Source organism: Fulvivirga aurantia, assembly GCF_009711475.1.
In the GTDB taxonomy this organism is placed as follows: domain Bacteria; phylum Bacteroidota; class Bacteroidia; order Cytophagales; family Cyclobacteriaceae; genus Fulvivirga; species Fulvivirga aurantia.
The window spans coordinates 1-26,547 of record NZ_SMMD01000947.1 but is presented as its reverse complement, the minus strand read 5'-3'; the positions used below and the strand labels follow the sequence as shown (position 1 = coordinate 26,547).

20 protein-coding genes are annotated in these 26,547 nt (G+C 39.2%); 6 read left to right on the top strand and 14 right to left on the bottom strand.

What is annotated here, in order from left to right; translation table 11 throughout:
• A partial coding sequence (locus E1176_RS20815) for a tetratricopeptide repeat protein (protein ID WP_185152896.1) occupies nucleotides 1-1,258 on the top strand: 1,258 nt, incomplete at its 5' end.
• Between the two features lie 4 nt (nucleotides 1,259-1,262).
• On the opposite strand, the gene E1176_RS19770 is transcribed toward E1176_RS20815, so the two are convergent.
• Complete coding sequence (locus E1176_RS19770) at nucleotides 1,263-2,003, bottom strand: toxin-antitoxin system YwqK family antitoxin (protein ID WP_155212780.1); 741 nt, start codon at nucleotides 2,001-2,003, stop codon at nucleotides 1,263-1,265.
• Nucleotides 2,004-2,070: 67 nt separating this feature from the next.
• Between E1176_RS19770 and pnuC the strand changes: the two genes are divergently transcribed.
• Together pnuC and E1176_RS19760 are read left to right on the top strand one after the other, a co-directional pair.
• Entirely contained in the window at nucleotides 2,071-2,682 is a 612-nt protein-coding gene (pnuC, locus tag E1176_RS19765) for a nicotinamide riboside transporter PnuC (protein ID WP_155212779.1), read from the top strand.
• Nucleotides 2,679-3,203, top strand: a complete 525-nt coding sequence (locus E1176_RS19760; RefSeq protein ID WP_155212778.1) for an AAA family ATPase — start codon at nucleotides 2,679-2,681, stop codon at nucleotides 3,201-3,203. The genes pnuC and E1176_RS19760 overlap by 4 nt, the downstream gene beginning before the upstream one ends.
• A gap of 29 nt (nucleotides 3,204-3,232) precedes the next feature.
• Here the strand turns inward: E1176_RS19760 and E1176_RS19755 are convergent, their stop codons facing one another.
• The 9 genes from E1176_RS19755 to mazG all read right to left on the bottom strand — a co-directional run bounded on the left by E1176_RS19755 (nucleotide 3,233) and on the right by mazG (nucleotide 17,975).
• The gene (locus tag E1176_RS19755; protein WP_155212777.1) at nucleotides 3,233-3,883 is read right to left on the bottom strand and encodes a lipoprotein signal peptidase; all 651 of its coding nucleotides are present in this window, start codon (nucleotides 3,881-3,883) and stop codon (nucleotides 3,233-3,235) included.
• On the bottom strand, nucleotides 3,883-7,182 hold the full coding sequence (ileS, locus tag E1176_RS19750; RefSeq protein WP_155212776.1) for an isoleucine--tRNA ligase: 3,300 nt from the start codon (nucleotides 7,180-7,182) through the stop codon (nucleotides 3,883-3,885). The genes E1176_RS19755 and ileS overlap by 1 nt, the downstream gene beginning before the upstream one ends.
• Nucleotides 7,183-7,206: 24 nt before the next feature.
• A complete protein-coding gene (locus tag E1176_RS19745; protein WP_155212775.1) occupies nucleotides 7,207-9,654 on the bottom strand; it encodes an efflux RND transporter permease subunit in 2,448 nt (815 codons plus the stop codon).
• Between the two features lie 71 nt (nucleotides 9,655-9,725).
• Nucleotides 9,726-11,051 carry a deoxyguanosinetriphosphate triphosphohydrolase gene (locus E1176_RS19740; protein WP_155212774.1) on the bottom strand — a complete coding sequence of 442 codons (1,326 nt, stop codon included), beginning with the start codon at nucleotides 11,049-11,051 and terminating at the stop codon, nucleotides 9,726-9,728.
• A gap of 12 nt (nucleotides 11,052-11,063) precedes the next feature.
• Complete coding sequence (locus E1176_RS19735) at nucleotides 11,064-11,882, bottom strand: zinc-dependent peptidase (RefSeq protein WP_246206193.1); 819 nt, start codon at nucleotides 11,880-11,882, stop codon at nucleotides 11,064-11,066.
• Nucleotides 11,883-11,888: 6 nt separating this feature from the next.
• Complete coding sequence (locus E1176_RS19730) at nucleotides 11,889-13,433, bottom strand: glycine--tRNA ligase (protein ID WP_155212773.1); 1,545 nt, start codon at nucleotides 13,431-13,433, stop codon at nucleotides 11,889-11,891.
• Nucleotides 13,434-13,490: 57 nt separating this feature from the next.
• On the bottom strand, nucleotides 13,491-15,221 hold the full coding sequence (locus E1176_RS19725) for a sensor histidine kinase (RefSeq protein ID WP_155212772.1): 1,731 nt from the start codon (nucleotides 15,219-15,221) through the stop codon (nucleotides 13,491-13,493).
• A gap of 102 nt (nucleotides 15,222-15,323) precedes the next feature.
• Nucleotides 15,324-17,048, bottom strand: coding sequence for a sensor histidine kinase (locus E1176_RS19720; protein ID WP_155212771.1), 1,725 nt, complete (start codon nucleotides 17,046-17,048; stop codon nucleotides 15,324-15,326).
• A 111-nt stretch (nucleotides 17,049-17,159) separates the two neighbouring features.
• Nucleotides 17,160-17,975 carry a nucleoside triphosphate pyrophosphohydrolase gene (gene mazG, locus E1176_RS19715; RefSeq protein ID WP_155212770.1) on the bottom strand — a complete coding sequence of 272 codons (816 nt, stop codon included), beginning with the start codon at nucleotides 17,973-17,975 and terminating at the stop codon, nucleotides 17,160-17,162.
• A gap of 93 nt (nucleotides 17,976-18,068) precedes the next feature.
• Between mazG and E1176_RS19710 the strand changes: the two genes are divergently transcribed.
• The 3 genes from E1176_RS19710 to E1176_RS19700 all read left to right on the top strand — a co-directional run bounded on the left by E1176_RS19710 (nucleotide 18,069) and on the right by E1176_RS19700 (nucleotide 21,030).
• Entirely contained in the window at nucleotides 18,069-18,299 is a 231-nt protein-coding gene (locus tag E1176_RS19710) for a hypothetical protein (protein ID WP_155212769.1), read from the top strand.
• A gap of 190 nt (nucleotides 18,300-18,489) precedes the next feature.
• Complete coding sequence (glmM, locus tag E1176_RS19705) at nucleotides 18,490-19,881, top strand: phosphoglucosamine mutase (protein ID WP_185152895.1); 1,392 nt, start codon at nucleotides 18,490-18,492, stop codon at nucleotides 19,879-19,881.
• Nucleotides 19,882-19,887: 6 nt separating this feature from the next.
• The gene (locus tag E1176_RS19700; RefSeq protein ID WP_155212768.1) at nucleotides 19,888-21,030 is read left to right on the top strand and encodes a cysteine desulfurase family protein; all 1,143 of its coding nucleotides are present in this window, start codon (nucleotides 19,888-19,890) and stop codon (nucleotides 21,028-21,030) included.
• Nucleotides 21,031-21,033: 3 nt separating this feature from the next.
• Here the strand turns inward: E1176_RS19700 and hemH are convergent, their stop codons facing one another.
• The 4 genes from hemH to E1176_RS19680 are packed head-to-tail and all read right to left on the bottom strand — an operon-like array spanning nucleotide 21,034 to nucleotide 26,479.
• A complete protein-coding gene (gene hemH / locus E1176_RS19695; protein WP_155212767.1) occupies nucleotides 21,034-22,041 on the bottom strand; it encodes a ferrochelatase in 1,008 nt (335 codons plus the stop codon).
• Nucleotides 22,042-22,095: 54 nt separating this feature from the next.
• Nucleotides 22,096-22,644, bottom strand: coding sequence for a YqaA family protein (locus E1176_RS19690; protein ID WP_155212766.1), 549 nt, complete (start codon nucleotides 22,642-22,644; stop codon nucleotides 22,096-22,098).
• A 12-nt stretch (nucleotides 22,645-22,656) separates the two neighbouring features.
• The gene (locus tag E1176_RS19685; protein WP_155212765.1) at nucleotides 22,657-23,823 is read right to left on the bottom strand and encodes a hypothetical protein; all 1,167 of its coding nucleotides are present in this window, start codon (nucleotides 23,821-23,823) and stop codon (nucleotides 22,657-22,659) included.
• A gap of 25 nt (nucleotides 23,824-23,848) precedes the next feature.
• The gene (locus E1176_RS19680) at nucleotides 23,849-26,479 is read right to left on the bottom strand and encodes a PAS domain S-box protein (protein ID WP_155212764.1); all 2,631 of its coding nucleotides are present in this window, start codon (nucleotides 26,477-26,479) and stop codon (nucleotides 23,849-23,851) included.
• Between the last annotated feature and the right edge of the window lie 68 nt (nucleotides 26,480-26,547).

Below are 26,547 nucleotides of genomic sequence, written 5' to 3'. Positions count from 1 at the left end.
ATATAGTAAAGTGCATGATGCTTTTCTCAAAAAATATGAGTTGCAAAATGAGTTTGGCAGCATTTTTAGTAATGGATATTATAACTGTGTTTCAGCTACCGCACTTTATGGTTTAATCTTTATGGACTTAGAGATTCCTTTTGTGATTAAAGAAAAACCTACTCATGTGTACTTGGTAGCTTATCCTGAAACAGACAAACTACTAGTAGAATCTACCGACCCTTCTGGTGGATTTTTAGCTTATAGTGACAAGCATAAGTCAGCCGTTGTTGCTCAGCTGAGATCTGCAAAAATGATCAGTGAGGAGGAGTATCAGCAAAAGTCAGTGGATGAGATATTTAATCAATTTTACTTTTCAGATGTAGATATCAGCCTAAGAGAGCTCGTAGGAATACAATACCTCAATGATGCACTTTATAAACTCGAAGAAGGCAAAACGAAAGATGCCCTATACCAAATGGAAAAAGCTTATTACCTACACCCAAAGGAAAATATTGCAGGAATGCTTATATACCTAATTGTACAAATACTAGAACAGGATGGGTATAGCTCCGAAGAGTCTATAAAATATCTTACTAAGCTTTCGAGGTTTGAAAAATTTGGCATAACAACAGACGATATTTTGAGTCAATTTAATAATATGACAATTGAAGTACTCACTAATAAAACCGATACTACCTCCTATAGACTTTTTCATGAAGCATTTTTGGCTAAAAGTGAAAATGATTCTCTGAATACGGAGATTTCATATTTTTTTAACGCTCAGTTGGGCATGGCTCATTATACGTTAGGCGACTATGAACAGGGTCTTTATTATACCGAGAGGGCATATACATTAAAGCCTTCTAACCTTGAAGTGACAAGAAATTACTTAGCCATGATTGCAAACAGTCTGTCTTATGTAAGTGATAACAAAAAGCTCATTATAGAACTAGAAACTATTGCAAAGAAATACCCCGAACTTTTAGAAAACATTATGTTTAAGAGTATGCTCGCCAATGCCTATCTCATAGGTTTTGGACAAGCTTATGACTTGGGTAATGAAATGGAAGGTAAAAAATACAAATTACTATTTGAGGAAATTTATTCTGAGCAACTTAACATCAATAGTAGTAATGTAGGTAGGGCGTATTCAGCTACAGCCGTCTATTATTTCAGAAAAGGCTATTCTACCAAAGCGAGGGCAATTATAGCAAAAGGGCTAAGTTACGCTCCGGGAAATTACGAGCTACTATCCAGAAAACGGATGTTGAAATAGGTAATTACCAGTTTTCAATGGCTAAATTGTGGCTCGTTTCTATTATATAAGGATTACCCAATTTTGTTTTAACCTTAGCAATAAAATTCATCTCTTCCATTATGTAAGCATTCGGAGGCAAATCATATCTAACAATTGCTTTGCCAGCTTTATGGCTACCAAGAGGTATTGCGTAATGAGGAATACAGCCCTCATCGACTGGTTTACCGGAGTAAAATACCACATCTTTACTGCCATCCGAAATAGATAAAATTAATGAGTATCTGTCCTTCTTTAGCAATTCATCGACTGGACGTATCTTGATGTGAGGATAATTTGTTTTCCGCTCACCATTCAATAGATATTCAACCAATCCTGCACATGGCTCATTATTAATGTATGGCACTTCCGCCATAAGATTTCCGTTCATTCGATACTTTTTACGAATACCATTAATTTTTCCTTTTTCATAAGGTGTTTCCTGGTATTTCCTGCCGTTTTGGTAATAGGTAACTGCAAGACCTTCCTTTACATTATTTACATAATTAATACTTTGTCGCAAAGTCCCATCTTTATAATAACTCTTTGCTTCACCGTGTCTTTTCCCATCTTTCAGAGCTACAGATGTTTTTAAAGACCCATCAGCTCTAAACTGTTCAACCACTCCATCCTTAACCTTGCCTTTATTAGTTTTCTTAGTAGTAACATGCTCACAGCCAAATAGCAATAGACCAGTCACTAGAAAGAGAAAATTAAATCTGATCATAATTCACAATAATATTCAGATGTAAAATAAATAGCCACCATTTTGCTATTATATATATTTGCCTCTTATGAATGAAATTTTAGAAGGTATACTTTCCTACACCAGTCAAATCGATCCTCTTGAGTTGGCAGGACTAATTTTTGGTCTATTGGCAGTCTACTTCCTCATCAAAGAAAATATCTGGACATGGCCGTTAGGGATAGCATATGTTCTAGTCTCATTTGTCATCTTCTGGGAGCAAAAATTATATGCTGACTTCTGGCTCCATGTATTTTTTCTGATCATGAATATATATGGTTGGTGGTTTTGGCTAAAAGGCAATGAAAGTAAAAAAGATAAAGAACCACCGATCACAAATATTTCCCTTCAAAGGCTGGTAGTCTTATTACTTATATCTGCAGCAGGGATTTATGGATTAGGCACTTATCTATCGACATCTACTGACGCCTCTTTACCTTACTGGGACAGTACCACAACCATATTAAGCCTAACAGGCATGTGGCTATCTGCCAGAAAAAAAATTGAAAACTGGTACTTCTGGTTTGTGGTCGATGTACTCGCTACCGGCATTTACTTTTATAAAGGCATCTACTTTTATGCCCTCTTATACATGATCTACATAGTTTTGGCAATCATTGGTTTTCTTGAGTGGAAAAAGTTTATGCTAAAACAAAAATGAAAAAAGTAGTAGTAATAGGTCCCGAATCAACAGGAAAAAGTACGCTCTCAGCTTTTTTGGCAGAACACTATAAAACTGAGTGGGTGCCTGAGTATGCCAGACTATTTATTGCTAACCTTGACAGACCTTACACAGCTTCTGATTTGGTCACGATAGCTCAGGGACAGCTAAAATTAGAAGATGAGATAGCAAACAGGGTTGATCACTTGCTCATCTGCGACACAGACCTTCTTGTAATAAAAATTTGGGCAGAGCACAAATATAACTCGTGTCAACCGGTCATCTTACAAATGATCGAAGAGCGAACTTATGACCTCTATCTGTTAACTAACATTGATATGCCCTGGGAGGAAGACCCACAAAGAGAAAACCCACATTTAAGGGAACACTTCATGAATATCTTTGAGGAAGAAATCAAAAAAACCAACGTGCCTTACGTAAAAGTTTCGGGTAATTTTAATGAACGACAGCAAACAGCTATAGAAGCGATTGATAGACTTCTTCAACAAAAAAGCCGTTGAATTACTCAACGGCCTTGCAATGTTTTCTCTTAAGAAATTAGAGTTGCCTCCTTTTTATCTTCGTTCTTTTCACTCTCATCTATCAGGTTTGACTCGTTATCCTCAGTTTTGAAAAAACGCTTTTGAAAGATAAGAATAGTTACCACTCCGATGAAAATGGAACTGTCTGCTATATTAAAAACAGGGCTGAAAAACAAGAAATACTTACCACCCATATAAGGCACCCAGTCGGGATAGTATCCATCAAAAAGCGGGAAGAACAACATATCTATCACTTGCCCATGAAACCATGGTGTCGGGCTTCCTGCCGGAGCATTATCTAAAAACACACCATAGAACGTGCTGTCAATAACATTGCCGATTGCACCTCCCAGAATTAGTCCCATACACCATAAAAGGCCGGGTTTTGCTTTATTTTTATATAAGTAATAAATATAATAGCCTATACCTACCATGGCCCCGAGCCTAAATAGCGTCAGCAAAAGCTTTCCGTATTCGTGACTAGATTTAAGACCAAAGGCCATCCCTGGATTAAGCAGGTAATGCAGTTTAAACCAATCTCCGATAACTGAGATCTCGCCTGCAGTGCCCATTTCCATATTAAAATGAACTAACAACTTTACCACCTGATCGATGATAATTACAACGAGCGCCAACAGGAAATAACGGTATATTTTCATTAAGCTTCTATTTTTACTTTGAGCCTATGCTCGTCCATTTCTAATAAATTTCCATCTACAACCGTCTCTGAAATGTCTAAAGACAATGCCTGTGTTTCCTGACAAATATATTCTCTATTAGCCTCCAACGCAGCATTTACAAGATCAGTATTCTTTTCTATATTAATCTTGATTTTATCCTGCACCTCAAGACCCATATCTTTGCGTAAATTTTGCACTCTATTAACCAAATCCCTGGCGATACCTTCTTTCTTCAGATCTTCAGTAAGTGTAATGTCAAGCGCCACGGTCACACGACCCTCTGTTGCCACAGACCAACCAGGGATGTCCTGATAGGTAATTTCTACATCTTCTAAAGTGATTGTTATAGGCCCATCCTTAAGCGCTAATGTCAGCTCATTTTTATCTTCAAGCTCAGCTACTTCTTCAGGTTTAAACTGATTGATTTTAGCTGAAATCTCTTTCATTTTAGGGCCATATTCTTTTCCTAACTTTCTAAAGTTTGGCTTTACATTTTTTACAAGTACACCAGACTCATCATCTATAAACTCTATCTTTTTGATGTTTACTTCAGAAAGTATCAAATCTTCTACAGATTGAACCTGGCGCTTAAACTTATCATTAAGTACAGGTAAAAGAATCTTAGAAAGTGGCTGTCTTACTTTTATCGTGTCCTTTTTACGTAAACTATGAACCAGTGAAGAAATTGTTTGAGCTAAAGCCATACGCTCTTCTAAGTCGACATTAATAACCGCCTCATCAGCTACCGGGAAGTCCGTAAGGTGGACAGAGATAGCATTGTCTAGGCCTGAAACTGCATTGAGATCCTGATATAATCTATCCATATAGAATGGAGCGATTGGGGAGCTCAGTTTAGCAATTGTCTCAAGACACTTATATAAAGTCTGATAAGCAGCTCGCTTGTCATCATTATACTCTCCTCTCCAGAAACGTTTTCTATTGAGTCTTACATACCAGTTGCTCAAATCATCAATAGTAAAATCCTGAATCAAACGAGCAGCTTTTGTTGGCTCGTAATCCTCATATGCAGCATCCACAGCCTTGATCAAACTATTAAGTTTAGAGAGTATCCAACGGTCGCTCTCCGTTCTATTCTCAACTGGTATATCTCCTTCTTTGTAATTAAAAGAATCTAAATTGGCATATAGCGCGAAGAAAGAATAAGTATTTTGTAATGTACCTAAAAACCTTCGTTGTACTTCAACAACACCATCAAGATTAAATTTAAGATTGTCCCATGGGTTAGCATTGGCAATCATATACCATCGAGTGGCATCAGGGCCATATTTGGACAAAGTTTCAAACGGGTTGATAGCGTTGCCCAATCTCTTAGACATTTTGTTACCGTTTTTGTCTAGAACAAGGCCATTGGCTATCACATTTTTAAATGCAACCTTGTCAAAAAGCAGTCCTGCAATCGCATGAAGTGTAAAGAACCACCCTCTAGTTTGATCTACGCCTTCTGCAATAAAATCTGCCGGATAGTTTGCATCAAATATATCCTTATTCTCAAACGGGTAATGCCACTGTGCATATGGCATGGCTCCTGAGTCAAACCAAACATCTATAAGATCCGGCTCACGGAACATCTTCTTTCCGTTCTCACTAACCAATACAACATCATCGACATAAGGTCGGTGCAAATCAAAGTCATCTCCAATTTGCTCGTTCATAAAACCAGCTTCCACAGATTTTGCGACCTCCTCTTTTAGTTCTGCTATTGAGCCTATACACTTTAACTCAGCGCGATCTTCAGTAACCCAAATAGGCAATGGAGTACCCCAATATCTGGATCTGGATAAATTCCAATCAACCAAATTTTCCAACCAATTGCCAAATCGACCAACACCGGTTGATTTAGGCTTCCAATTGATCGTATTGTTAAGCTTGACTAATCTGTCTTTAAGAGCCGTTGTTTTTATAAACCAAGAATCTAAAGGATAATACAATACAGGCTTATCAGTTCTCCAACAATGTGGGTAAGAGTGCTCGTATTTTTCTACTTTAAATGCTCTGTTTTCTTCTTTGAGTTTTATAGCGATTTGTACATCAAGCGACTTGTCAGGAGCTTCACCGTCAGGGTAGTACTCATTTTTTACGTACATACCTGCAAAATCTGTTATCTCTTTAACGTAACGACCTTGCTTATCTACGATTGGTGCATCATTGCCCTCCTCGTCTTTAACAAGTATTGGAGACATGCCAGCTTGTTGACATACTCTTTGGTCATCTGCACCAAAAGTGGCAGAAACGTGCACAATACCTGTACCGTCTTCAGTAGTTACAAAGTCACCAGGGATCACCTCAAATGCTGGTCCATCAGGTTTTACATAAGGTAAAAGCTGCTCGTATTTCTGACCGACTATATCCTTCCCTTTAAACTCTTCTAAAATCTCATAAGGTATTTTCTTTCCGTCCTTTTTGTAGCCATCAAAGTCAAGGCCTTCTGCATCTTTACTGAAATATGCTGAAACTCTATCTTTGGCTAGTACTACGAAAATCTCCTCATGCGTGTACTGATTATAGGTTCTTACCTTTACATAATCAATTTTTTCTCCTATTGCCAGTGCACTATTTGCGGCCAATGTCCATGGAGTGGTTGTCCATGCCAGAAAAAACTCATTTTCAGTTCCTTCTTTTCTAAACTGTGCAGTAACTGATGTGTCTTTTACATCGCGGTAGGTGCCAGGCTGGTTTAACTCATGAGAGCTTAACCCAGTACCCGCTGCTGGAGAGTATGGCTGGATAGTGTAGCCTTTGTATAATAAGCCTTTGTCAAAAAACTTCTTCAACAAATACCACAGAGACTCCATGTAATTTCTATCGAAAGTCACGTAAGGGTCATCAAGGTCTACCCAGTAACCCATTTTTTGAGTCAGGTCATCCCATTCGCCCTTAAATTTCATCACTGTTTCGCGACAGCGTTGATTATACTCTTCAACAGAGATTTTCTTTCCAATATCTTCTTTGGTAATTCCAAGCTCTTTTTCTACCTGCAACTCCACCGGTAAGCCGTGAGTATCCCAACCGCCTTTTCTTTTTACCTGAAAACCTTGAAGCGTCTTATATCTACAGAAAATATCTTTGACTGTACGCGCCATCACGTGGTGGATACCCGGTGTACCATTTGCTGATGGTGGCCCTTCGTAAAATGTAAAAGTAGGTTTCCCCTCTCTCGTCTCTATAGATTTTTGGAAAACATCATTTTCCTTCCAAAATTCTAATACTTCATCTGCTACTTCAGCATAATTCAGTCCTTTGTATTCTTTGTACTGCATTGGAACTGTAACTCCTTAAATGAATTATGAATTAATATTTTTTGAAACACTTGTCTCCTCTGATCCGTTCTCGCCCGGCACTTTTATCTGACCCAGGTCAATCTCTTCGTCTTCATCTTCCTGATAAAAGCCGTCATCATATTGCTCTATAAGTGGGTGTGCATCTTTTCTTCTCTTACCATCATCAAAAGTCATGAGTAGAGATGGTAGCAATATCAAGTTAGTGACCATAGCAAAAAGCAGAGTAATTGAGGTTAATATCCCCAAGGCCACTGTACCTCCAAAATCTGACCAGGCAAAAATCACAAAGCCCGCAAACAGAATAATTGAGGTATACATCATGCTCGCACCGGTTTCTCTCAAACTTTTGCTTACTGCCAAAGGCACAAAAAACTTATTAGCAAAAAGCTCTTGTCGATACTTGGCCAAAAAGTGTATTGAATCATCAACAGAAATACCGAAAACGATACTAAAGATTAGCGCTGTACTTGGTTTTAGTGGAATGCCAGCAAACCCCATGATACCAGCAGTAATCACCAATGGTACGATATTAGGGATGAGAGAAATAATGATCATTCTCACATTCACAAAAAGCACCGCCATGATAATTGATATGATAACAAAGGCCAATATCAAGCTGAACCTTAGGTTTTCAATCAAGAACTTATTGCCTTTGATAAATAGTGGTGTAGTACCTGTAATGGCCAACTCCATGTCGGTTTCGGCAAAGATTGAGTCTATCTGAGGCTGAATTACCTGAGATATGAGTGAGTCCATATTGTGAGACCCTACATCTGCCACCTGCATAGAAATACGCATTTTTTGCAAAGTAGAATCTACAAAAGAATTAAAAAGGCCCGTATTATCTGATTGATTTCTTAGATATCGCAGAATGTAATTACTTTCCCTTTTACTGCTCGGTAGGGCATAGCGGTCAGGGTTGTTATTATAAAATGCTTGTCTGGCAGCTTTCACAAAACTAACTACAGAAACCGGCTTAGATATATCTTCTTGAGCATCAAGAAAACTTTCTAATCGGTCTATTTTCCTTAGATTTCGTAAGTCAGTAACTCCACGCCTTTCTTTCGTATCGAGGATAATTTCCAGAGGCATTATACCGCTGAAGTTTTCTTCGAAGAAAGTAAGGTCTTTTCTTATCTCACTATCTGCAGGTATATCGTCTACCATATAAGATATGGCATTGATTTTTGAAGCACCAAACACTGCTACCACAATTAAAATTACGGTAACCGAGTAAACATACGCCCGATGTCTATGCACCAGTAAGTCCATTTTATTAAGCGCACCTCCGAGAATTTTAAAATCCAGGTGCTTCATTTGCTTACCGCCAGGAGCCGGAAGCCATGAAAATACAGCTGGAATCAAAATAATGCTCACGAGGAACGTGGCCATTATATTGAGGCCTGCTACAATTCCGAATTCCTTCAGAACGACAATTTCAGTAGAAGCAAGCACTAAGAAACCAACTGCGGTTGTGAAATTTGTTATAAGCGTGACAAGGCCGATTTTTCTCACCACACGACTAATCGCCATGACTTTATTGCCGTGATTTTCAAACTCCTGATGATACTTGTTGAGCAGATATACGCTATTGGGTATACCAATGACTACAATCACGGGTGGTATTAATCCGGTAAGAAGGGTAATCTTAAACCCAAACAATACTAATGACCCCAGCACCCAAATGACAACTACCCCAATGATGGTGAGTGGGAATACGACTGCATCCCAAGTGCGGAAAAATAAAAAGAGGATAAAGCCGGTAACTGCAATAGATAAGAACAAGAAAATTTGCATTTCCTTTCTAACCTTACCAGCCACGACTGAGCGCACAAATGGCAGCCCTGCATAATGAAGTTTTATCGAAGTAGACTCTTCAAATGTGGTACCCGCATCTATAATTTCCTGAGTCAGGTCGAGTCGCTTTGCAGAGTTTAAGTAGTCTTTGTTGATAGATATTAGTACTAGCGTAGCGCCATTAAATTCGTTGACAAGTCGGCCACTATAAAATTTTTGATCGTAAGTAACGCTCAACAAGCTATCAAAATCATGACCGTTTGTAGGAAACTCCTCAAAAATAGGCTCGAGGATAAAACGCGTCTCTGCAGTATCTTTCTTAAGCCTCTTAACAAATGGCAATGAAATCACATCATTTACCCCATCAAGGCTGTTGAGTTGCTGGCTTAGCTTACGTAGCTTTTTAAAATTTTCTGCCTCATAAACGCTGCTATCTTTGAGACCAAGAGCCACAAGGTTTCCATCTTCACCAAAGAGTCCCTTAAACTCCTGAAAGACAACCATATCGGGATCATCATTAGGCACGGTCTTGGCAAAGTCAAAACTCATCTCAACATCCTTGGCTTTATAGCCCATAAATGCTGTAATGACTACCAACACCCCCACCAGAATGAGGCGATACTTTATGATTATATGAGAAAGCTTAGTCCACATGTCAGAATAAGGCTACAAAGGTAATGATTTTAGCCTTAATGTATAACTTTATCAAGGCCGATAACGAACCGCTAAGCATTAGGGTGAGAAATCCCCTTTATCTTTCTAAAAAGGGAGATTGCGTGCGTATCAGTAAGCCCGGAAACGAAGTCGACACAACACATAAGTTTATCGTAAACACTGCTTTGCTCCCTTCTAATTTCACGAAGCACTTCTTCTGGCATCAGCCTTAGTAGGGAGACATGTTTTTTCCTATGATTTTCTTCTTCTATAACTGCAGAAGTAAATGCTTCTAATAAACCTGGCAAAACCTCAAAACCAGCAGCCTCTGTTTCCATAACAAGGCGAGAGCGATAAATCTTTTTTATAGAGAGCGCCACTACTTTTTCTAATACTTCGGCTGATGGTATTTCATCAGTTAGTGCCTGATCAAAGCTGCCATCGAAAATAGACTGCTCATTGTCTATGAAAAGTTCGTTGCACTCAGCGATGAGTTTACCCACAGACATAGCGCGTAGGGTGCCAATTCGCTCATCAAGACTATCAATTCTTTCTAGTTTCTCTTTATTAAAACGCTCTTTAAGAATCATGGCAAAAAGCTCGACAGTTTCATCAAAAGAAACTAACCCTAACCGACACCCATCCTCCAGGTCTATCAGGTTGTAACAAATATCATCTGCAGCTTCTACCAAAAAGGCCAGAGGGTGCCTACCCCATGTGTAATCTCCATAGTTAAGCAGGCCAGTTTGTTCTGCTATTTCCTTAAAGGTTTCTTTTTCTGCCTGAAAGAATCCGAATTTCTTTTGACTCCTTCTCGACTTATCTGGGTTGGCAATTATAGATTGTCGTGGATACTTGGTAAATGCAGCGAGTGTGGCATAGGTAAGCTTTAAACCCTGGTATCTGTCCTTATTCAAAATTCTAAAGCCTTGTGCATTACCTTCAAAATTTGTGAGGTCTTGCCATTCCGCTTCAGATACAAGTCTCTGGTAGGCCTGGCCTTCACCAAACTTAAAAAACTCCGAAATTGAGTCTTCTCCCGAATGACCAAAAGGAGGATTACCTATATCATGCGTGAGGGATGCTGCTGCAACGATGGCACCAAAATCATGAATAGAATATGTACTTTGTAGTTCTTTATGCCTTTGCAGTAATGTCTCAGCAGCCAGCTTACCCAGCGACCTACCAACACTGCTTACTTCAAGGCTATGCGTCAGCCGAGTATGTACGAAATCATGCTCTGGCAATGGATGAACCTGTGTTTTATCCTGAAGTCTTCTAAACGGATGTGAAAAAATTATTCTGTCATAATCTTGCTCAAAAGCACTACGGCCTACGTTGTGCTCCTGTTTATTCTGTCCTTTTCGCTGATTTGACAAAAGTTGTTTCCACTCCATAATTACTTGTGCTTAGCTGGCTAATTTATAAATTCTTATCGGATCCTGATTAAGTAATCTTACCAAGAGTTCATACAGGTCTGGTATTTCTTGTTTAAACTGCACGGGCTGCTCAAAAAAGTACTCAAGGCTTACTGCAAAAAACTCATAAGCATTGGTAGCCGCATAATCTCTTAGGAAATGTCCGTCCAGATTTCTGATATTCCATATTTCTCTTGCTGTTATTTGCTTAAGCAGCTCCATCAGCTCAATATCGAGGAAGTCGTATTCTTCATTTAAAATACGATTTTCAAAATGTATGGCATGAGCCATTTCATGAATCCCAACATTTAAACTGTCTGTTGGGTCAGCATACCCATCAACAAAGCTCTTCCACGATAAAATGATGATACCTGCCCTGGGGTTTACCTCACCCAAGTGGTATTTTTTAGTGATGTGAGAGTAATAGGAGTTGGGGTAAACCAGTATTTTGTCAAAGTTAGAAAGATATATTTCTGTGAGCCCAAATGTGAGTTGTATAGCTGAAGCAGAAATAAGCACTCGCATTTCGTCTGTAATCGGCCCTACCCCACGCGAGATAAATCGCTTGGCAAACATAAACCGCTGCACTCTTCTCTCAAATAGCGCACGATCGGCCGTGCTTAACAATTTATAATAGGCTGAGTACTTATTTAAGATACTCCGATGTTTCGCAGATAGAGGTTGTCTGCTTTTTACACGATACTTAAAATCATCTATAAAATGAGTTACAATATCTCTAAAAATAGACAGCACTGTGACCCCAACAATAAGCCCCAGTGCCGACCACATAAATACCCCAACAGAACTCAACAGTCCTTATATTTTCCTCAAAAGGTTATTTACAGAAACCAAATCGCTCACTTTGTTTCTTAAATCAGCAATTGCGATACGTTCTTGCTCAGCAGTATCTCTGTATCTAATGGTTACCGCGTTATCTTCAAGTGTTTGATGATCTACCGTAATACAGTTAGGTGTACCGATGGCGTCTTGTCTCCTGTATCGCTTACCAATAGCATCTTTTTCGTCATACTGACAAGTAAAGTCAAACTTGAGCTCATCAATAATTTCTCTGGCTTTTTCTGGTAGGCCGTCTTTCTTTAAGAGAGGGAGCACGGCTACTTTTACAGGGGCCAATTGCACAGGTAGTTTGAGTACAGTACGCTCGCTACCGTCTGCCAATGTTTCTTCTACATAAGAAGCAGAAAGTACTGCTAAAAACATTCTATCCAGACCAATCGATGTCTCGATCACGTAAGGTACGTAGCTCTTATTCTCATGCGGATCAAAGAATTGTAGTTTTTTGCCTGAGTGCTCTTCATGCGCCTTCAAATCAAAATCAGTACGGCTATGTATACCTTCCAACTCTTTGAAGCCCATTGGGAAGTTAAACTCAATATCTGCAGCTGCATTGGCATAATGCGCCAGGTTGAGGTGATCATGGAAGCGATAATTTTCTTCAGAAATACCTAAAGCTTTATGCCACTTGATTCTCTTTTCTTTCCAGTATTCGTACCACTTCAGCTCTTCGCCCGGTTTAACAAAAAATTGCATCTCCATCTGCTCAAACTCACGCATACGGAAGATAAATTGCCTTGCAATAATCTCGTTTCTAAAAGCCTTACCTATCTGAGCAATACCAAATGGTATTTTCATGCGGCCGGTTTTCTGCACATTGAGAAAGTTGACAAAAATACCTTGAGCAGTTTCTGGTCTTAAGTAGATTTTATTTGCACCATCGGCTAAAGAACCGAGCTCCGTTGAAAACATCAAATTAAACTGCCTTACATCAGTCCAGTTTTTTGAGCCTGATACAGGATCTGCAATACCGAGTTCTTCGATGAGGGCTTTGAGCTGGTTTAAGTTTTCACCATCCAAAGCAGCTTTCATCCGGGCGTTGATATCATCTATCTGGCCTGTATATTTTAAAACCCTTGGGTTTGTAGCAACAAACTGCTCTTTATCAAAATCATCTCCAAAGCGTTTGGCAGCCTTGGTTACTTCTTTATCGATTTTTGCCTCGATTTTAGCTATATGATCTTCGATCAAAACGTCTGCACGATACCTCTTCTTAGAGTCTTTATTATCGATCATCGGATCGTTAAAAGCATCGACATGGCCTGAAGCTTTCCAGGTAGCTGGGTGCATAAAAATAGAGGCATCTATACCTACTATTTCTTCATGCATTTGCACCATTGCCTTCCACCAGTATTCTTTAATATTATTCTTAAGCTCTGCACCATTTTGACCGTAGTCGTAAGCTGCTGCTAAGCCGTCATATATTTCACTAGAAGGAAAAACAAACCCATACTCTTTGGCATGAGAGATTATTTTTTTGAACTGATTATCGTCTTGATTTGCCATATGGCGGCAAAGATAGTGAAATGCTTAATATGGATAAATATTTACAGACTTATATACTTAAGCCTCTTTCATATACTTGGCCATTCTGGGGATGATAAGTCTAAAAGTACTACCAGTATCTTTCTTTGAGTCTACAGTAATAAACCCGTTAAGCTTCGCAGCCATCTCTTGTGCTATATAAAGGCCTAAACCAGATCCATCGCTATTTTCTGATGCACGATAGAACATATCGAATATTCTTTCCAGGTACTCTTCATCAACGCCCAACCCATTATCAATGACGTCTATTTGTACCATTTTTTCGAATTTTTCTGCTTTGATGAGAATAAATGGGTCTGGTTGATCGAGATTATGATACTTGAGCGCATTTGAAATAAGATTACTCAAAATCACTTTTAGCCTACTTTTATCACACTTTATTTCCAAATCTGGCTCAAAGACCTTCTCAATACGTATATCTTTTTGATGCTCAAAATACTCTAACCCAGAAAGCACTTCATCAACCACCTGATTGAGGTCAACTTTCTCTTTTTTCACATCGAGTCGTGTATTGCGAGAGTAGCTTATAATATCAGCTATAAAACCATTTAGTGTATTTACACGATTTCTCATCATTTCAAGACACCTGTGTTTTTCATCCAGATTATCACTGACCTCTGCAATGTTTATGAGACCGAGCAATGAGCTTAGAGGTGCACGCAGATCATGCGATGTGCTATAAACAAACCTATCGAGCTCCTCATTGGCCTTGCGCAGTTTGTTATTCTTTTCATTTACCAATTGCTCAGCTTTTTTACGCTCAGTAATATCTACAATTGAGCCTACCATCCGCTGGGCCCTTCCCGCATTATTCCACTCTGCCTGGCCAGTGTCGAGCACCCATATGTACTCACCATCTTTATTTTTTACACGGCATTCGACCTCAAATTTCTCTCTATTCTTTAAATGATTTTTAAGTAGAGTTTCTATCAATGGGGCATCGGCCGGGTGGATGTAAGAGAAAAACTCCTCATAGCTTATGTCGGTTCTTTCTCGCTCTTCATAACCCAACATGCGCATCACTTGTGGAGAAATATATAATTTTCCTTCTTTTATATCCCAATCCCAAATACCGGCACTTGAGCCTTTTATCGCCAACTCAAATTTATTCCGACTTTTATCTAATTCCTCAGTAAGAACCAGTAGGTCTTGCTGAGTCTCATGCATACTTCTTTCATAATTTAAACTGATAGAAAGTATGTAGTACACCATCGTCATAGTGGCAATGAGACAAATTGTGTAATTGATCAGCAAGCTGTTTTTAATGTACTCTTCTGATAGGTCGAGAGGCTCATAATCTATGATATCTGTAAAATAAACGATGTAAAAAATGACGAAAGTAAGCAGCCCTATCATAATTGCCGCAAACTTCTCCTCGGTGCCAAATAGTGTAATAGCCCCCAGTGCTACCACTAAGAAATACATATAAATTCCTGTTTCGCGAGTTTCCCAGGCAGCCAATATTGCCAGAAGCATTAGACCAGGAACCAACAAACTTATTTTGGCCAGCGTATATAACTCATACTTAATAAGCGTAAGGCATAGCGTACTACCTGCCAGTAGAATCACATAATACCAGAGATACTCATAGGCCCCGTAGGAATAATCGAAGATGATATAAAAAAGCGCTACGCCTATCGCGAGGAGAGCAATATTTCGGGTAAGCTTTACCCTTTTGGCAATAGTCCAGGCTCCGAAAGACTCAGTACTTGTTGTGTCATTAGAATTTTTGCCAAAAATAGAAGCCATGTGTTTTCTAATATAACAAATCTGAACATAATTCGGCCTTTTAAAATGTGTGTATTATGCGGAATTAATCGACTTTTACTGAAAGAAACTGATAAAATTCTCTTAAGCAACCTGGCAAGCTTCCCTTCGGCAAGGTATACTGATGGCAAATACAGAGCCGACTCCTGCAGTACTATCTACCGATATACTACCCGCCAATTTATCAATCATTTCTTTGGCGATGTAAAGCCCTAAACCTGAGCCCTGAGAGCTTTCAGAAGCCCTATAGAACATGTTGAAAATCTGCTTTTTATACTGTTCATCAATGCCCTGCCCATTGTCTTCTATTTTTATCTCCAACCGGTTGTCAAGCTTCTCCACACCTATTTTTACATAAGGCTGAGATTGATCAAAGTTGTGATACTTAATGGCATTGGTAATTAAATTATTGAGTATGATTTTTAGCCTGCCTCTATCGCTAAGCACGGACAGATCTTCTGGAAAGTTTTTAATTATTTTAAGTTGATCTCTATTTGGATAGTAATCCAGGTTTTTGAGTATACCATCGATCATGAAACTAAGGTTTATTTCATCCACAGTTACTCCTAATCGCGAGTTTTTTGAGTAGCTTAAAATATCTTTTATAAAACCATTTAAGGTATCAATACGGTCATGCATTAATTTGAGGCACTTCTCTTTTTCTTCCTGACTTTCGCTTATGCCGGCAATGTGCACCAAACCAGATAATGAGCAAAGTGGCGCTTTCAAATCGTGTGATGTACTATAAACAAACCTATCAAGCTCTTCATTGGTCTTAGAAAGCATGGCATTTTTTTCATAAACCTCCTGCTCTGCCTTTTTTCTTTCGGTAATATCGATCACAGAGCCTACCATCTTTATTGGTCTGCCATTTCTATCCCATTCTGCCTGCCCTGTGTCAAGCACCCAAATATATGAGCCATCTTTCTTTCTAAACCTGACCTCTACCTGAAAAGTCTCCTGATACTTAATATGATTTTCTATACAATTAGTAAGGATTTTGCAATCGCTGGGGTGTATCAGGTCGAGAAAGCCATGATAATCAAGATAGCGAAGCTCCTCGGGTTCATAACCCAAAATTCTGGCGGCTTTAGGCGAAACATAGATTTGCGATTTCTTAAAATTCCAATCCCAAATACCGGCACTAGAGCCTCTGATCGCTAGTTCGAAGCGAGATTGACTCACTCTTAACTCATCAGTAATTTTTTGCAAACTATCTGCCGTGTGCTGTATCTCTCTTTCTGAAGTATGGTTGATACTAAGAATATAATAAAACATTAAAATCGTAGAGAAAATCGAGATGAAAAAGTTGACAGCAAAACTGGTACGTAGGTACTCTTCACCATAAACTACAGGCTCAAAAATATTGATAACATCAAAAAAGTATATCAAACAGAAAAGGGTGAGCGCTATGCCTGTAATAATAAAACTGGAATTTATGCTGCGATACCCGAAAAGCGTAAATGCCGCCAGACAAACGATAATATAATTCATGTACACCCCTGTGAGGTAAGACTCAATAGAACTAAATACCCCTACTACCACAATAGCAGAGATAAGCAGTGCGTATTTAGCAGCATTAAACTTTGAATAGCGAAGCAAGATCAAGGAAGCTAAAGAGCCAAAGATCAAGATGCCATAGAAAGGTACATAATTTGTTTCACCGTGAATGAACTCAATTATGGTATAAATAATGCCAGCTGAAAGTGCTAAAACACTCAATTGACCAGCCAAAATACACCGTTTGTAGACGCTCAATGGCATGGCATCCACATTGTCTTTTATAAGTATTCGGAAGAAATTTTTCATGGCGGCTTAGGTTTATACCAAATGTGTGTATAAATAAGTGCCGGTGCCAAATATTTCGATCAACGGGTAATTATACTCGATAACTGATCACGTACTTACGATATTGCTTTTTTACAAACGCTTGGCTTTCTCCCAATATGCATCCATCTCCTCTAAAGACATCTCACCCATTTGTTTCCCGTCTTTCTGAGATTCAGATTCTAAATATTTAAATCGCCTGATGAATTTTTTATTGGTACGCTCGAGAGCCTCTTCAGGGTTAATATCCAAAAAACGCGCATAATTAATGAGTGAAAACATCAGGTCTCCGAACTCTGACTGAGCTTTTTCCTTATCTACTTTATCGTGTTTTTCAATTTTAAACTCTTCTTTAAACTCAGCCATTTCTTCCTCTACTTTCTCCCATACTTGCGATGATTTTTCCCAATCAAAACCCACTCCTCTTGCCTTCTCTTGTATGCGCATAGCTTTAACAAGCGCTGGCAGTGAGGTTGGAACACCTCCCAAGACAGACTTATTGCCTTTTTCTTTAAGCTTTATTTTCTCCCAGTTTTCTTTTACTGCCTGCTCATCGTTTGCCTCAACATCTCCATAAATGTGAGGGTGCCGCTCTACCAGTTTATCACAGACGCTATTAAGCACATCAGCAATATCGAAGGCCTTTTTTTCATCTCCAATTTTCGCGTAAAACACGTTGTGCAACATAAGGTCGCCCAGCTCTTTCTTTACTTCCTCGAGATCGTTTTCTATAATAGCGTCACTTAACTCATAAGTTTCTTCTATGGTCAGGTGCCTGAGAGACTCCATGGTCTGTTTCATATCCCACGGGCAATTTTCTCGCAACTCGTCCATAATTGTGAGCAACCGATCAAATGCTTCTAATTTTTTCTTTCTGTTCTTATCTGGTGTCGATTTTATGTCGCGCATGTGTCTTTATTTATAATTCGAGAAGAGGAAACTTTAGCAGAGGGTCTGATGTTTCACTGGTGATTAGTAAATTTGCCCAAATTTATAGAAAACATGACTACTTTATTATTCGGCATTGGTTTCATAGGTATCTTTTTTGCACTCATGTGTGTGAGGCTCATCTTTTTAAAGGATGGTGAGTTTAAAGGTACGTGTGCATCTCAAAACCCATACTTAAATAAAGAAGGTACTACCTGCGGTTTTTGCGGTAAATCAGTTACCCCCGGTGATGGCTGCGGCAACCCGGAATCTGAGGTAAACAAAGTAATCGAGCAGTATAAATAGTCACCCTCCTGCTCAAATAAGAATCTTAATTTCTTAAATAAAATTTATCAACAGCTTTTAAAGCTGATGGGCTCTATTATTGGGCTTGATGTGCAAATAGTGCATATTCATATTTACCTGATGCACCTTCAAGCACAAGAAAATTTATAACTTTGCAGTTCATTACAAATAGACATAAAATATAACTTACGTGGCATTAATTAAATCAATATCAGGCATAAGAGGTACGATTGGTGGGGAAACAGGCGAAGGCTTAACCCCTCTCGATATTGTAAAATTTGCTGCAGCATATGGCAGCTGGGCTAAAAACAAGTCTGGTATAAATAAAATAGTGATCGGTAGAGACGCCAGAATATCTGGAGAGATGGTAAACAGTCTTGTTGCCAATACACTCATCGGTCTCGGTATCGATGTGGTAGATTTAGGACTTTCTACCACACCTACGGTAGAGTTGGCCGTGCCAGAAGAAAAAGCTGCCGGAGGCATAATCCTTACTGCCAGCCATAATCCCATACAATGGAATGCGCTTAAGCTCCTAAATGACAAAGGTGAGTTTATATCTGCCGCAGAAGGTGCTGAGGTGCTTGAGTTGGCAGAAAAAGAGTCTTTTGAATTTGCCGAGGTTTTACATCTTGGTAAATACAAGACCAACGACACTTACATAGATAAGCATATAGAAAAGATTTGTGCTTTACCATTGGTAGATGTTGAGGCTATAAAAGCAAAAAACTTTAGCGTAGCTATAGACTGTGTAAACTCAACAGGAGGTATATCAGTACCAAAACTACTTAAGGCTTTAGGTGTAAACCAAGTAAAGGAGTTATACTGCAAGCCTACGGGTCACTTTCCTCACAACCCGGAGCCTCTACCAGAAAACCTAAATCAGATATGCTCTGAAATAGAAAAAGGCAAGTATGATCTGGGTATTGTAGTAGATCCGGATGTTGACAGACTTGCTCTGATTAATGAAGACGGTACACCGTTTGGGGAAGAATACACGCTTGTTGCAGTAGCAGATTATATTTTATCTCAGAAGAAAGGTAATACAGTCTCAAACCTGTCGTCTTCTATGGCCTTACGTGTTGTAACAGAAAAGCACGGAGGTAAGTATACGGCAGCTGCTGTAGGAGAAGTAAATGTAGTTGAAGCCATGAAAGCCACTGATGCAATCATCGGAGGAGAGGGTAATGGAGGTATAATATTACCAGAACTACACTACGGAAGAGACGCCTTAGTTGGTATCGCATTATTTCTCACTCACTTAGCCAAGTTTGGCAAATCAGCTTCAAGACTGAGAGCTACGTACCCTAATTATCACATCTCTAAAAACAAAATTGAGCTTACACCTCAAATAGATGTAGATAATGTGCTAGAAGAAATCAAAAAACAATATGCATCAAGACCTATAAACACTATTGATGGTGTAAAAATTGAGTTTGATGATGAGTGGGTACACTTGCGTAAATCAAACACAGAGCCTATAATTAGGATTTATTCTGAATCAAGCTCTGAAGTTACGGCTGAGCACCTGGCTAAAAAGCTTATCGAAGACATTAAAGAAATTATATCAACCAAAGCCTAAAAGATCATGAAGGTATACCTCGACAATGCGGCTACCACACCTATTGACCCTGAAGTATTAGACGCCATGCTTCCTTTCTTAAAAGGAAATTATGGCAATCCGTCTTCTGTACATTCTCATGGTCGCGAGGTTCGGTCTGCTATCGAGTATGCCAGAAAGAATGTGGCAAAACTATTAAATGCTACACCTGGTGAAATATTCTTTACATCGGGAGGTACAGAAGCTGACAATGCACTTATCTGTAGTGGCATCGAAACACATGGGCTCACCCATGCCATAACTTCTACCATAGAACATAAAGCTGTACTACAAACACTACAAAATCTTGAATCTCTAGGCAAGATCAAACTGAGTTATGTAAAGCTTGATGAGAAAGGTCATGCCGATCTTAATCATCTGGAAGAGCTTCTTGCAAACAATGAGCAGTCATTAGTTTCGCTCATGCATGCCAACAATGAGATTGGAAATATTAATGACATTGAGGAAATCGGCATTATTTGTAAAAAGCATAAAGCAGTCTTTCACTCCGACACCGTGCAGACTATGGGGCATTATGTGCATGACCTCTCCTCATTGACAGTTGACTGTATCACAGGAGCAGCACATAAATTTCACGGCCCAAAGGGTATCGGGTTTATGTATATCAACAAAAAGACGAAGGTAGGGCCCTTTATTTTAGGTGGTGCCCAGGAGCGAAGCATGAGAGGTGGTACTGAAAACGTGCATGGTATCATTGGCTTGTCCAAAGCGTTGGAAATTGCTTACAGAGATATGGAGGAGCACCACAATTACATTCAAGGACTGAAGGACAGAATGATTGCCAACTTGCGTGAAAAAATTAGCGGGGTTAGCTTCAATGGTGATTCTGCCAATGCAGACAAGAGCCTTTACACTGTGCTAAACGTGTGCCTGCCTGAATCTGCAGATAATGACATGCTCTTATTTACTTTAGATATTAATGGCATTTCAGCTTCTGGCGGAAGTGCCTGTTCGAGTGGAGCCTCTACCGGCTCACATGTGCTTACAGGCATCAATTCAAATCCGAAAAGAGGTGCTGTAAGGTTTTCTTTCAGCAAATTCAATACTCCGGAAGAAATCGACTACGCAGCAGATAAAGTGGCTGAGTTTTATAAAGAAGTAACTGTTTAGGTTTTAATTAAGCACCAAATCTTTTAGGCAATTTACCCACTTGGGGTGGTCGTTTAAGCTTTCTACAAGCTGTACTTTTTCTCCTCCGTGCTCCTCAAATATCTCTTGATATTCGTCACCAATTTCGATAATTGTTTCCAGACAATCGGCAGTAAAGGCAGGTGAAAACACCAATAACTTCTTAGCGCCCTCTTTGGCTTTTTGCTCTACCACTTTGTCTGAGAATGGCTCCAGCCATTTTTGGTCTAACCTCGACTGAAAGCAAACTGTATAATCTTTTTCCTCCAGACCAAGTTTTGCGGCTAGTAACCTTGTGGTAGCATAGCTTGTCGCTTTGTAGCAAAACTTATTTTCTTCCGTGATTTCATTTTCGCAATGTTTTTCTTCACACAAGCCTTCGTCATATACTTTATCAACCTGTCGGGTGGGGAGGCCATGATAAGAAAATAAGACATGGTCGTAATCATCAAGGTTATATTTCTGTGCTCTGTCTACAAATGCATCTATATAATCAGGATGGTCGTAGTACTGGCTTATTATTTTCATTTCTGGAATTACCCACCACTTACTTACTTCTTTCATAACCAGGTCTAATGCTGAGCCGGTAGATGCAGATGCATATTGAGGAAACATCGGTAAAACCACCAATTTGCTATACCCAATTTTTCTCATGTCTTTGAGCACATCTACAATGTTTGGGTTTTTGTAGCGCATCGCAAGATGCACCTTATACTCGTCACCCAGCTCTTTTTGAAGCAGTTCTGCTGCATTTTCACTGTGGTAAATAAGTGGAGAGCCTTTTTCATCCCACAGCTCTTTATAAATTTTAGCAGATTTTGGTGCTCTAAAAGGCACGATAATAAGATTTACAAGAATCTTTCTCAACAACCAGGGGATGTCGATTACTCGGGGGTCGTTAAGAAATTGGGAAAGGTAGGACCTCACATCACCTACAGACGGGCTATCGGGGGTTCCTAAATTGATTAATAGTACTCCGGTTTTTGCTTTCATCTCGCTTCAATAAACAGACCGCAAAGTTAAAGGTTTTGGGCTAGCGGGCAATTATTAATTGAATTGATAAATGGTAAAAGCATATACTGCAAACCGCAAAAATCGAGCTGAAGCAATGATTGCAAACCTCCCAAAAGGGTAGTGGGTAGAACCAACCAACATACATACTGCCGAAAATGGAATAGGTGTTACTGCCCCAACAAAAATCAATAAGCCACCATATCTTTTCAATGTCTTTTTGTACTTCAGCACATATTTCTCAAAAAATGTAGGAAGCGCTTTTTTTAGATAAGAGCCGATAAAGAAACCGAGTACCCCTGCCATGAAAGAAATGATTGCCAAGAGTGCTACATCTAAGGCATATGCCTCAAAAGCACCGCTTTTAATCGACCAGATCATAAATAATTCTGGAGGTATTATACCAAAAACAACTTCTGAGATTATAAATACGGTATAGACTATTAACGGCCACTGGCTGATGTAATCCATAAACACATCAAACCCAGCATACTTTTGCAATAAGGTATAGATAATGATAATGACAGCAAGACCGAGTAGGCCTTTAAGAAGGTTTTTGATAAGAAACCTGGTTCTGCCCTTCATTCGCATAACTCATTATTGCATTGGAGCTCTTTTAAATGGTTTAGATTCATCGAAAAGCTTCCTGTAAGTAATATGCGTTTTTACGATTTCTCCCCCTACTTGTTCTACCACGCGCAACATTTTAGGGTTAAAATCGCCTATCCAATTCATCTCTAAATCAGGATAGCGATGGTATTCGTCCTGTACTTTTTTAGCGGTCGACATTACTAAAGCACCTTCTACACCTTTGCCTTGGTGCTCAGGCACAATACCAAACACGAGACCCAGCATCTTTTTACACGTCTTTCTCCACTTGTGGTATAAGAAAACCAGCTTCCCCCACCAGTTAAGATTACCGTTTACGTGTTTAAAAATTTGATTTACCTCAGGAAGGTTTATATAAAAAGCCACCGGTTCATCTTTGTAGTAACCATACCAGATGATTTGCTCATCTATAATTGGCTTTAGCTGTTTCATTATATTTTTTGCCTGCAAAGAAGACATTTTAGCTACTCCTTTGTGCCTTGCCCATGCCTTGTTGTACACCGTTCTAAAATCTTCCGTATACTTATCAAGCTTACTCATTTCCAGGTGACGGAAAGTGTAGTCAGGGTTTTGGTATATTTTTTTGGCTTTCTCAACCAACTTAGGTGCAAAAGGATCTTTTACCTTTCTACCATAGGTAAATTGTTTGAAATAAATTTGAAAGCCGTACTCTTCGAAGAAAGTCTGATAGTAAGGAAGGTTATAATTACAACTGTAGTTAGGCTCGCGTTCAAATCCATCTACCAATAAGCCCCACCATTTGTCACGTTCTCCAAAATTTACAGGGCCATCCATGGCTTCCATACCTTTCTCCTCAAGCCATTCTTTACACGCGTCCATCAACAAAAAGGCTGCTTCCTTGTCGTCAATGCACTCAAAGAAACCCATCCCGCCAGTAGGCTGATCGTTGTCTTTATTTACCGTTTTCTTATTTATGAATGCCGCTACACGACCAATAGGCTCACCATCATTGGTATATAGCATCCACCTGATACATTCTCCATTTCTGAATGTCTTATTCTTTTTAGGATCAAAAACGGCCTCAATATCTTTATCCAAAGGGCGAATCCAATTGGGTTCGTCTTTGTATATCTTTACTGGCAGTTTAAGAAAGTCCTTTTGATGTTTTTTGGTAGATACTTCAACGATTTTCATGTTGCAATTATAAGCTTTCTAAGGCTTATTTGCTCATATTGAGAAACGCTTCTTTGCTATTAGGTATGGTAAGCTTAAATGTAGTACCAACTGATGGCTGGCTTTTCACGGTCACTTTACCCCCAAGTTTTTCGACTGCATTTTTTACAATATAAAGCCCTATTCCTGAGCCTTCGGAGTATTCTGTAGCTCTAAAAAACATTTCAAAAACCTTTGGTAGGGTATCTTTTTCTATGCCAATACCATTGTCTTCTAAAATAATTGTGGCTCTGGCATCTGTTACTTTTATATCAATTTTTACAAATGGATTGTCAATCTCTGTATTTAGATACTTTATGGCATTTGAGATGAGGTTTCTAAAAATCTCATTGATTCTCCACCGATCGCTATAAAAAACTCTTTCATCAATGTTTATCTCTTTTCGTATGAGAGAGGCTTTAGGCAAGTAGCTAAGGTCTTCAAAACAACTTTCAACTACAGACTTAAAATCAATTGGCTCTACAGACAGTGCCAACTTAAGATTTTTGGAATGACTTAATACATCATTAATGAAGTTGTCTAACTGCTGAACTCTGCTCTCTATTATGGTGATATACTCTCTGATGTCATCTTCATTTTGCTCATGATTTGCCAGATGAACAAGACCAAGTATTGATGATAATGGTGCTCTAAGGTCGTGAGACACTTTATAAACGAAATTATCTAATTCGTTATTTCTTATTTGAAGCTCATGCTCGGCACGCTTTCTATCTGTGATATCAACATAGATTCCGTAGATTCCGATAGTTTCATTATCAAGGCTTACAGGTACCCCATAAATGAGCACCGGAATCTCCACTCCAGACTTATTTACCCGATATGACTCAAGCATGCCCACTTTACCACTGGTGGTGAGCATGTTTATATCCATCGCCTCTTTACCGAGTTCTTTGGGCACAATTATATCATTAAGCCTATTTCCAACTATTTCTCTTTTAGAAAAGCCAAAAATATTCTCAAATCCTTTATTCATCTGAAGCACTTTATGCTTTTCATCGAGCATAACAATGCCTAGAGGTGAGTTCTCAAAGAGCTGTGTAAAGAGCTGCTCATTACGTTTAATGAGAAGCTCAGAATTTTTGATGTCATTTATATCCAGATAGGTACCAGCAGCTTTTGTGACATTGCCTTTAGCATCGCGTTGCACGGCTCTTCCTTTGTCCAAGATCCACCGATAGTCTCCTTTTTTCGTAAGGAACCTATATTCGGCTTCAAAAAACTCTGTTTCTCCGGCAAGGTGTTGGTTAAACTTGCGATAAACTCCAGACAAATCTTCAGGGTGGATTCGCTTGGCCCAATCTTCAAACTTTTTTTCCAGCTCACTTGGGTTATAACCAAAGTTCTTTGACCACGCCTGATTAAATATGGTCTTTCTTTTTTTAGTGTCCCACTCCCAAATGCCTATTTCAGCGCCTTGTAAGGCAAGTTGTAGCCGCTCCTCAGTAATTTTATACTGGGCCTCAACTTGTTTTTTATCTGTAATATCTAATAATAGACCATACCTTACCAGATGTCCTTTTTTAGTTTTAGCAGGACTAGATTTACCTTCAATCCATTTAACCTCGCCATCTACAACGATTCTCCCTTCCCAATGCCATCCTTTAAAATCTTTGTCACTTTCTTGCGAGGAGTCTATAAAGCTTTGTAAGTCTTCTGGGTGTATTTTTTTGAGCAATAGGTCACTATCTGACACCACCTCTTCAGGAGTAACACCAAACATCTCCTCACATCCCTCACTGATATACTTAAATTTGGAATTGCCGTTTTTTACTAAATACTCATAAATCACACCCGGTAGGCCGATGGTGAGCATTTGAAATTTCAAATGAGTATCAGTAAGAATTTGCTCGGCTTTTTTATGATAGGTTACGTCCGTAAGCACAAGTACTACTTCGTCAATTTCATTTTGAGCATCTTTGATAGGGAAGATGTGCCCTTTTACATACCGCTGATCACCAAGACCCAGGTGCTTTATTGAGTGTGTTTTTGCAGGTGTGTAAGGTACTGGTGGTATTTCGCAAGACTCACCCGCGAAAGCCTTTTGAATGAACGGCATAATACCCAATTCTACCAGCTGCTCATCTTGCAAGATATTGTAATCTCTAATCGCCAACTCTCCGGTGCCACTTTCTGCACCCCAGATAGCTCCATAAGCTTTATTGAAATACCTTGGCCTGCCGCAAGGATTATATATGGCTGTAGCAATGGGTGACTTTTCAATTAGAGGTTTAAAGCGACTTTCGGCTGTTTTCAAAAGCTCTTGCTTAACCTCTCTAAATATGGCGATCAATACCGGCTCGGCTCCCCTTACTAATGTAAAGCTTGGTTTAAAGTACTTGCGGCTATTTTCGGGGTGAATTGCGATTACATGTTCGCATACGGTTGATTTACCTGCAAGAGCTCGTTTAATACATTTCTGAATCGGCTCAAGTGAAGTGTCAGCTATAACATCTTGCAGATCACGAGCAATGGCCAGAGAGGCCTCAATACCCGTAGTTTTAATCATCTGAGCATTCCAATCAAGGACTTTCTGATTAGCATCAAAAATACAAATAGCTTCAGCGCTATTGGCCACAAAGTCGCTCAAAACATAGCGATCAACGCCTAAATCATCCATGATTGATCAAAAAAAATTTTTAGCAAACTCCCGAAGATAAGCTATTAACAGTTAGTTTCAAGGGAATA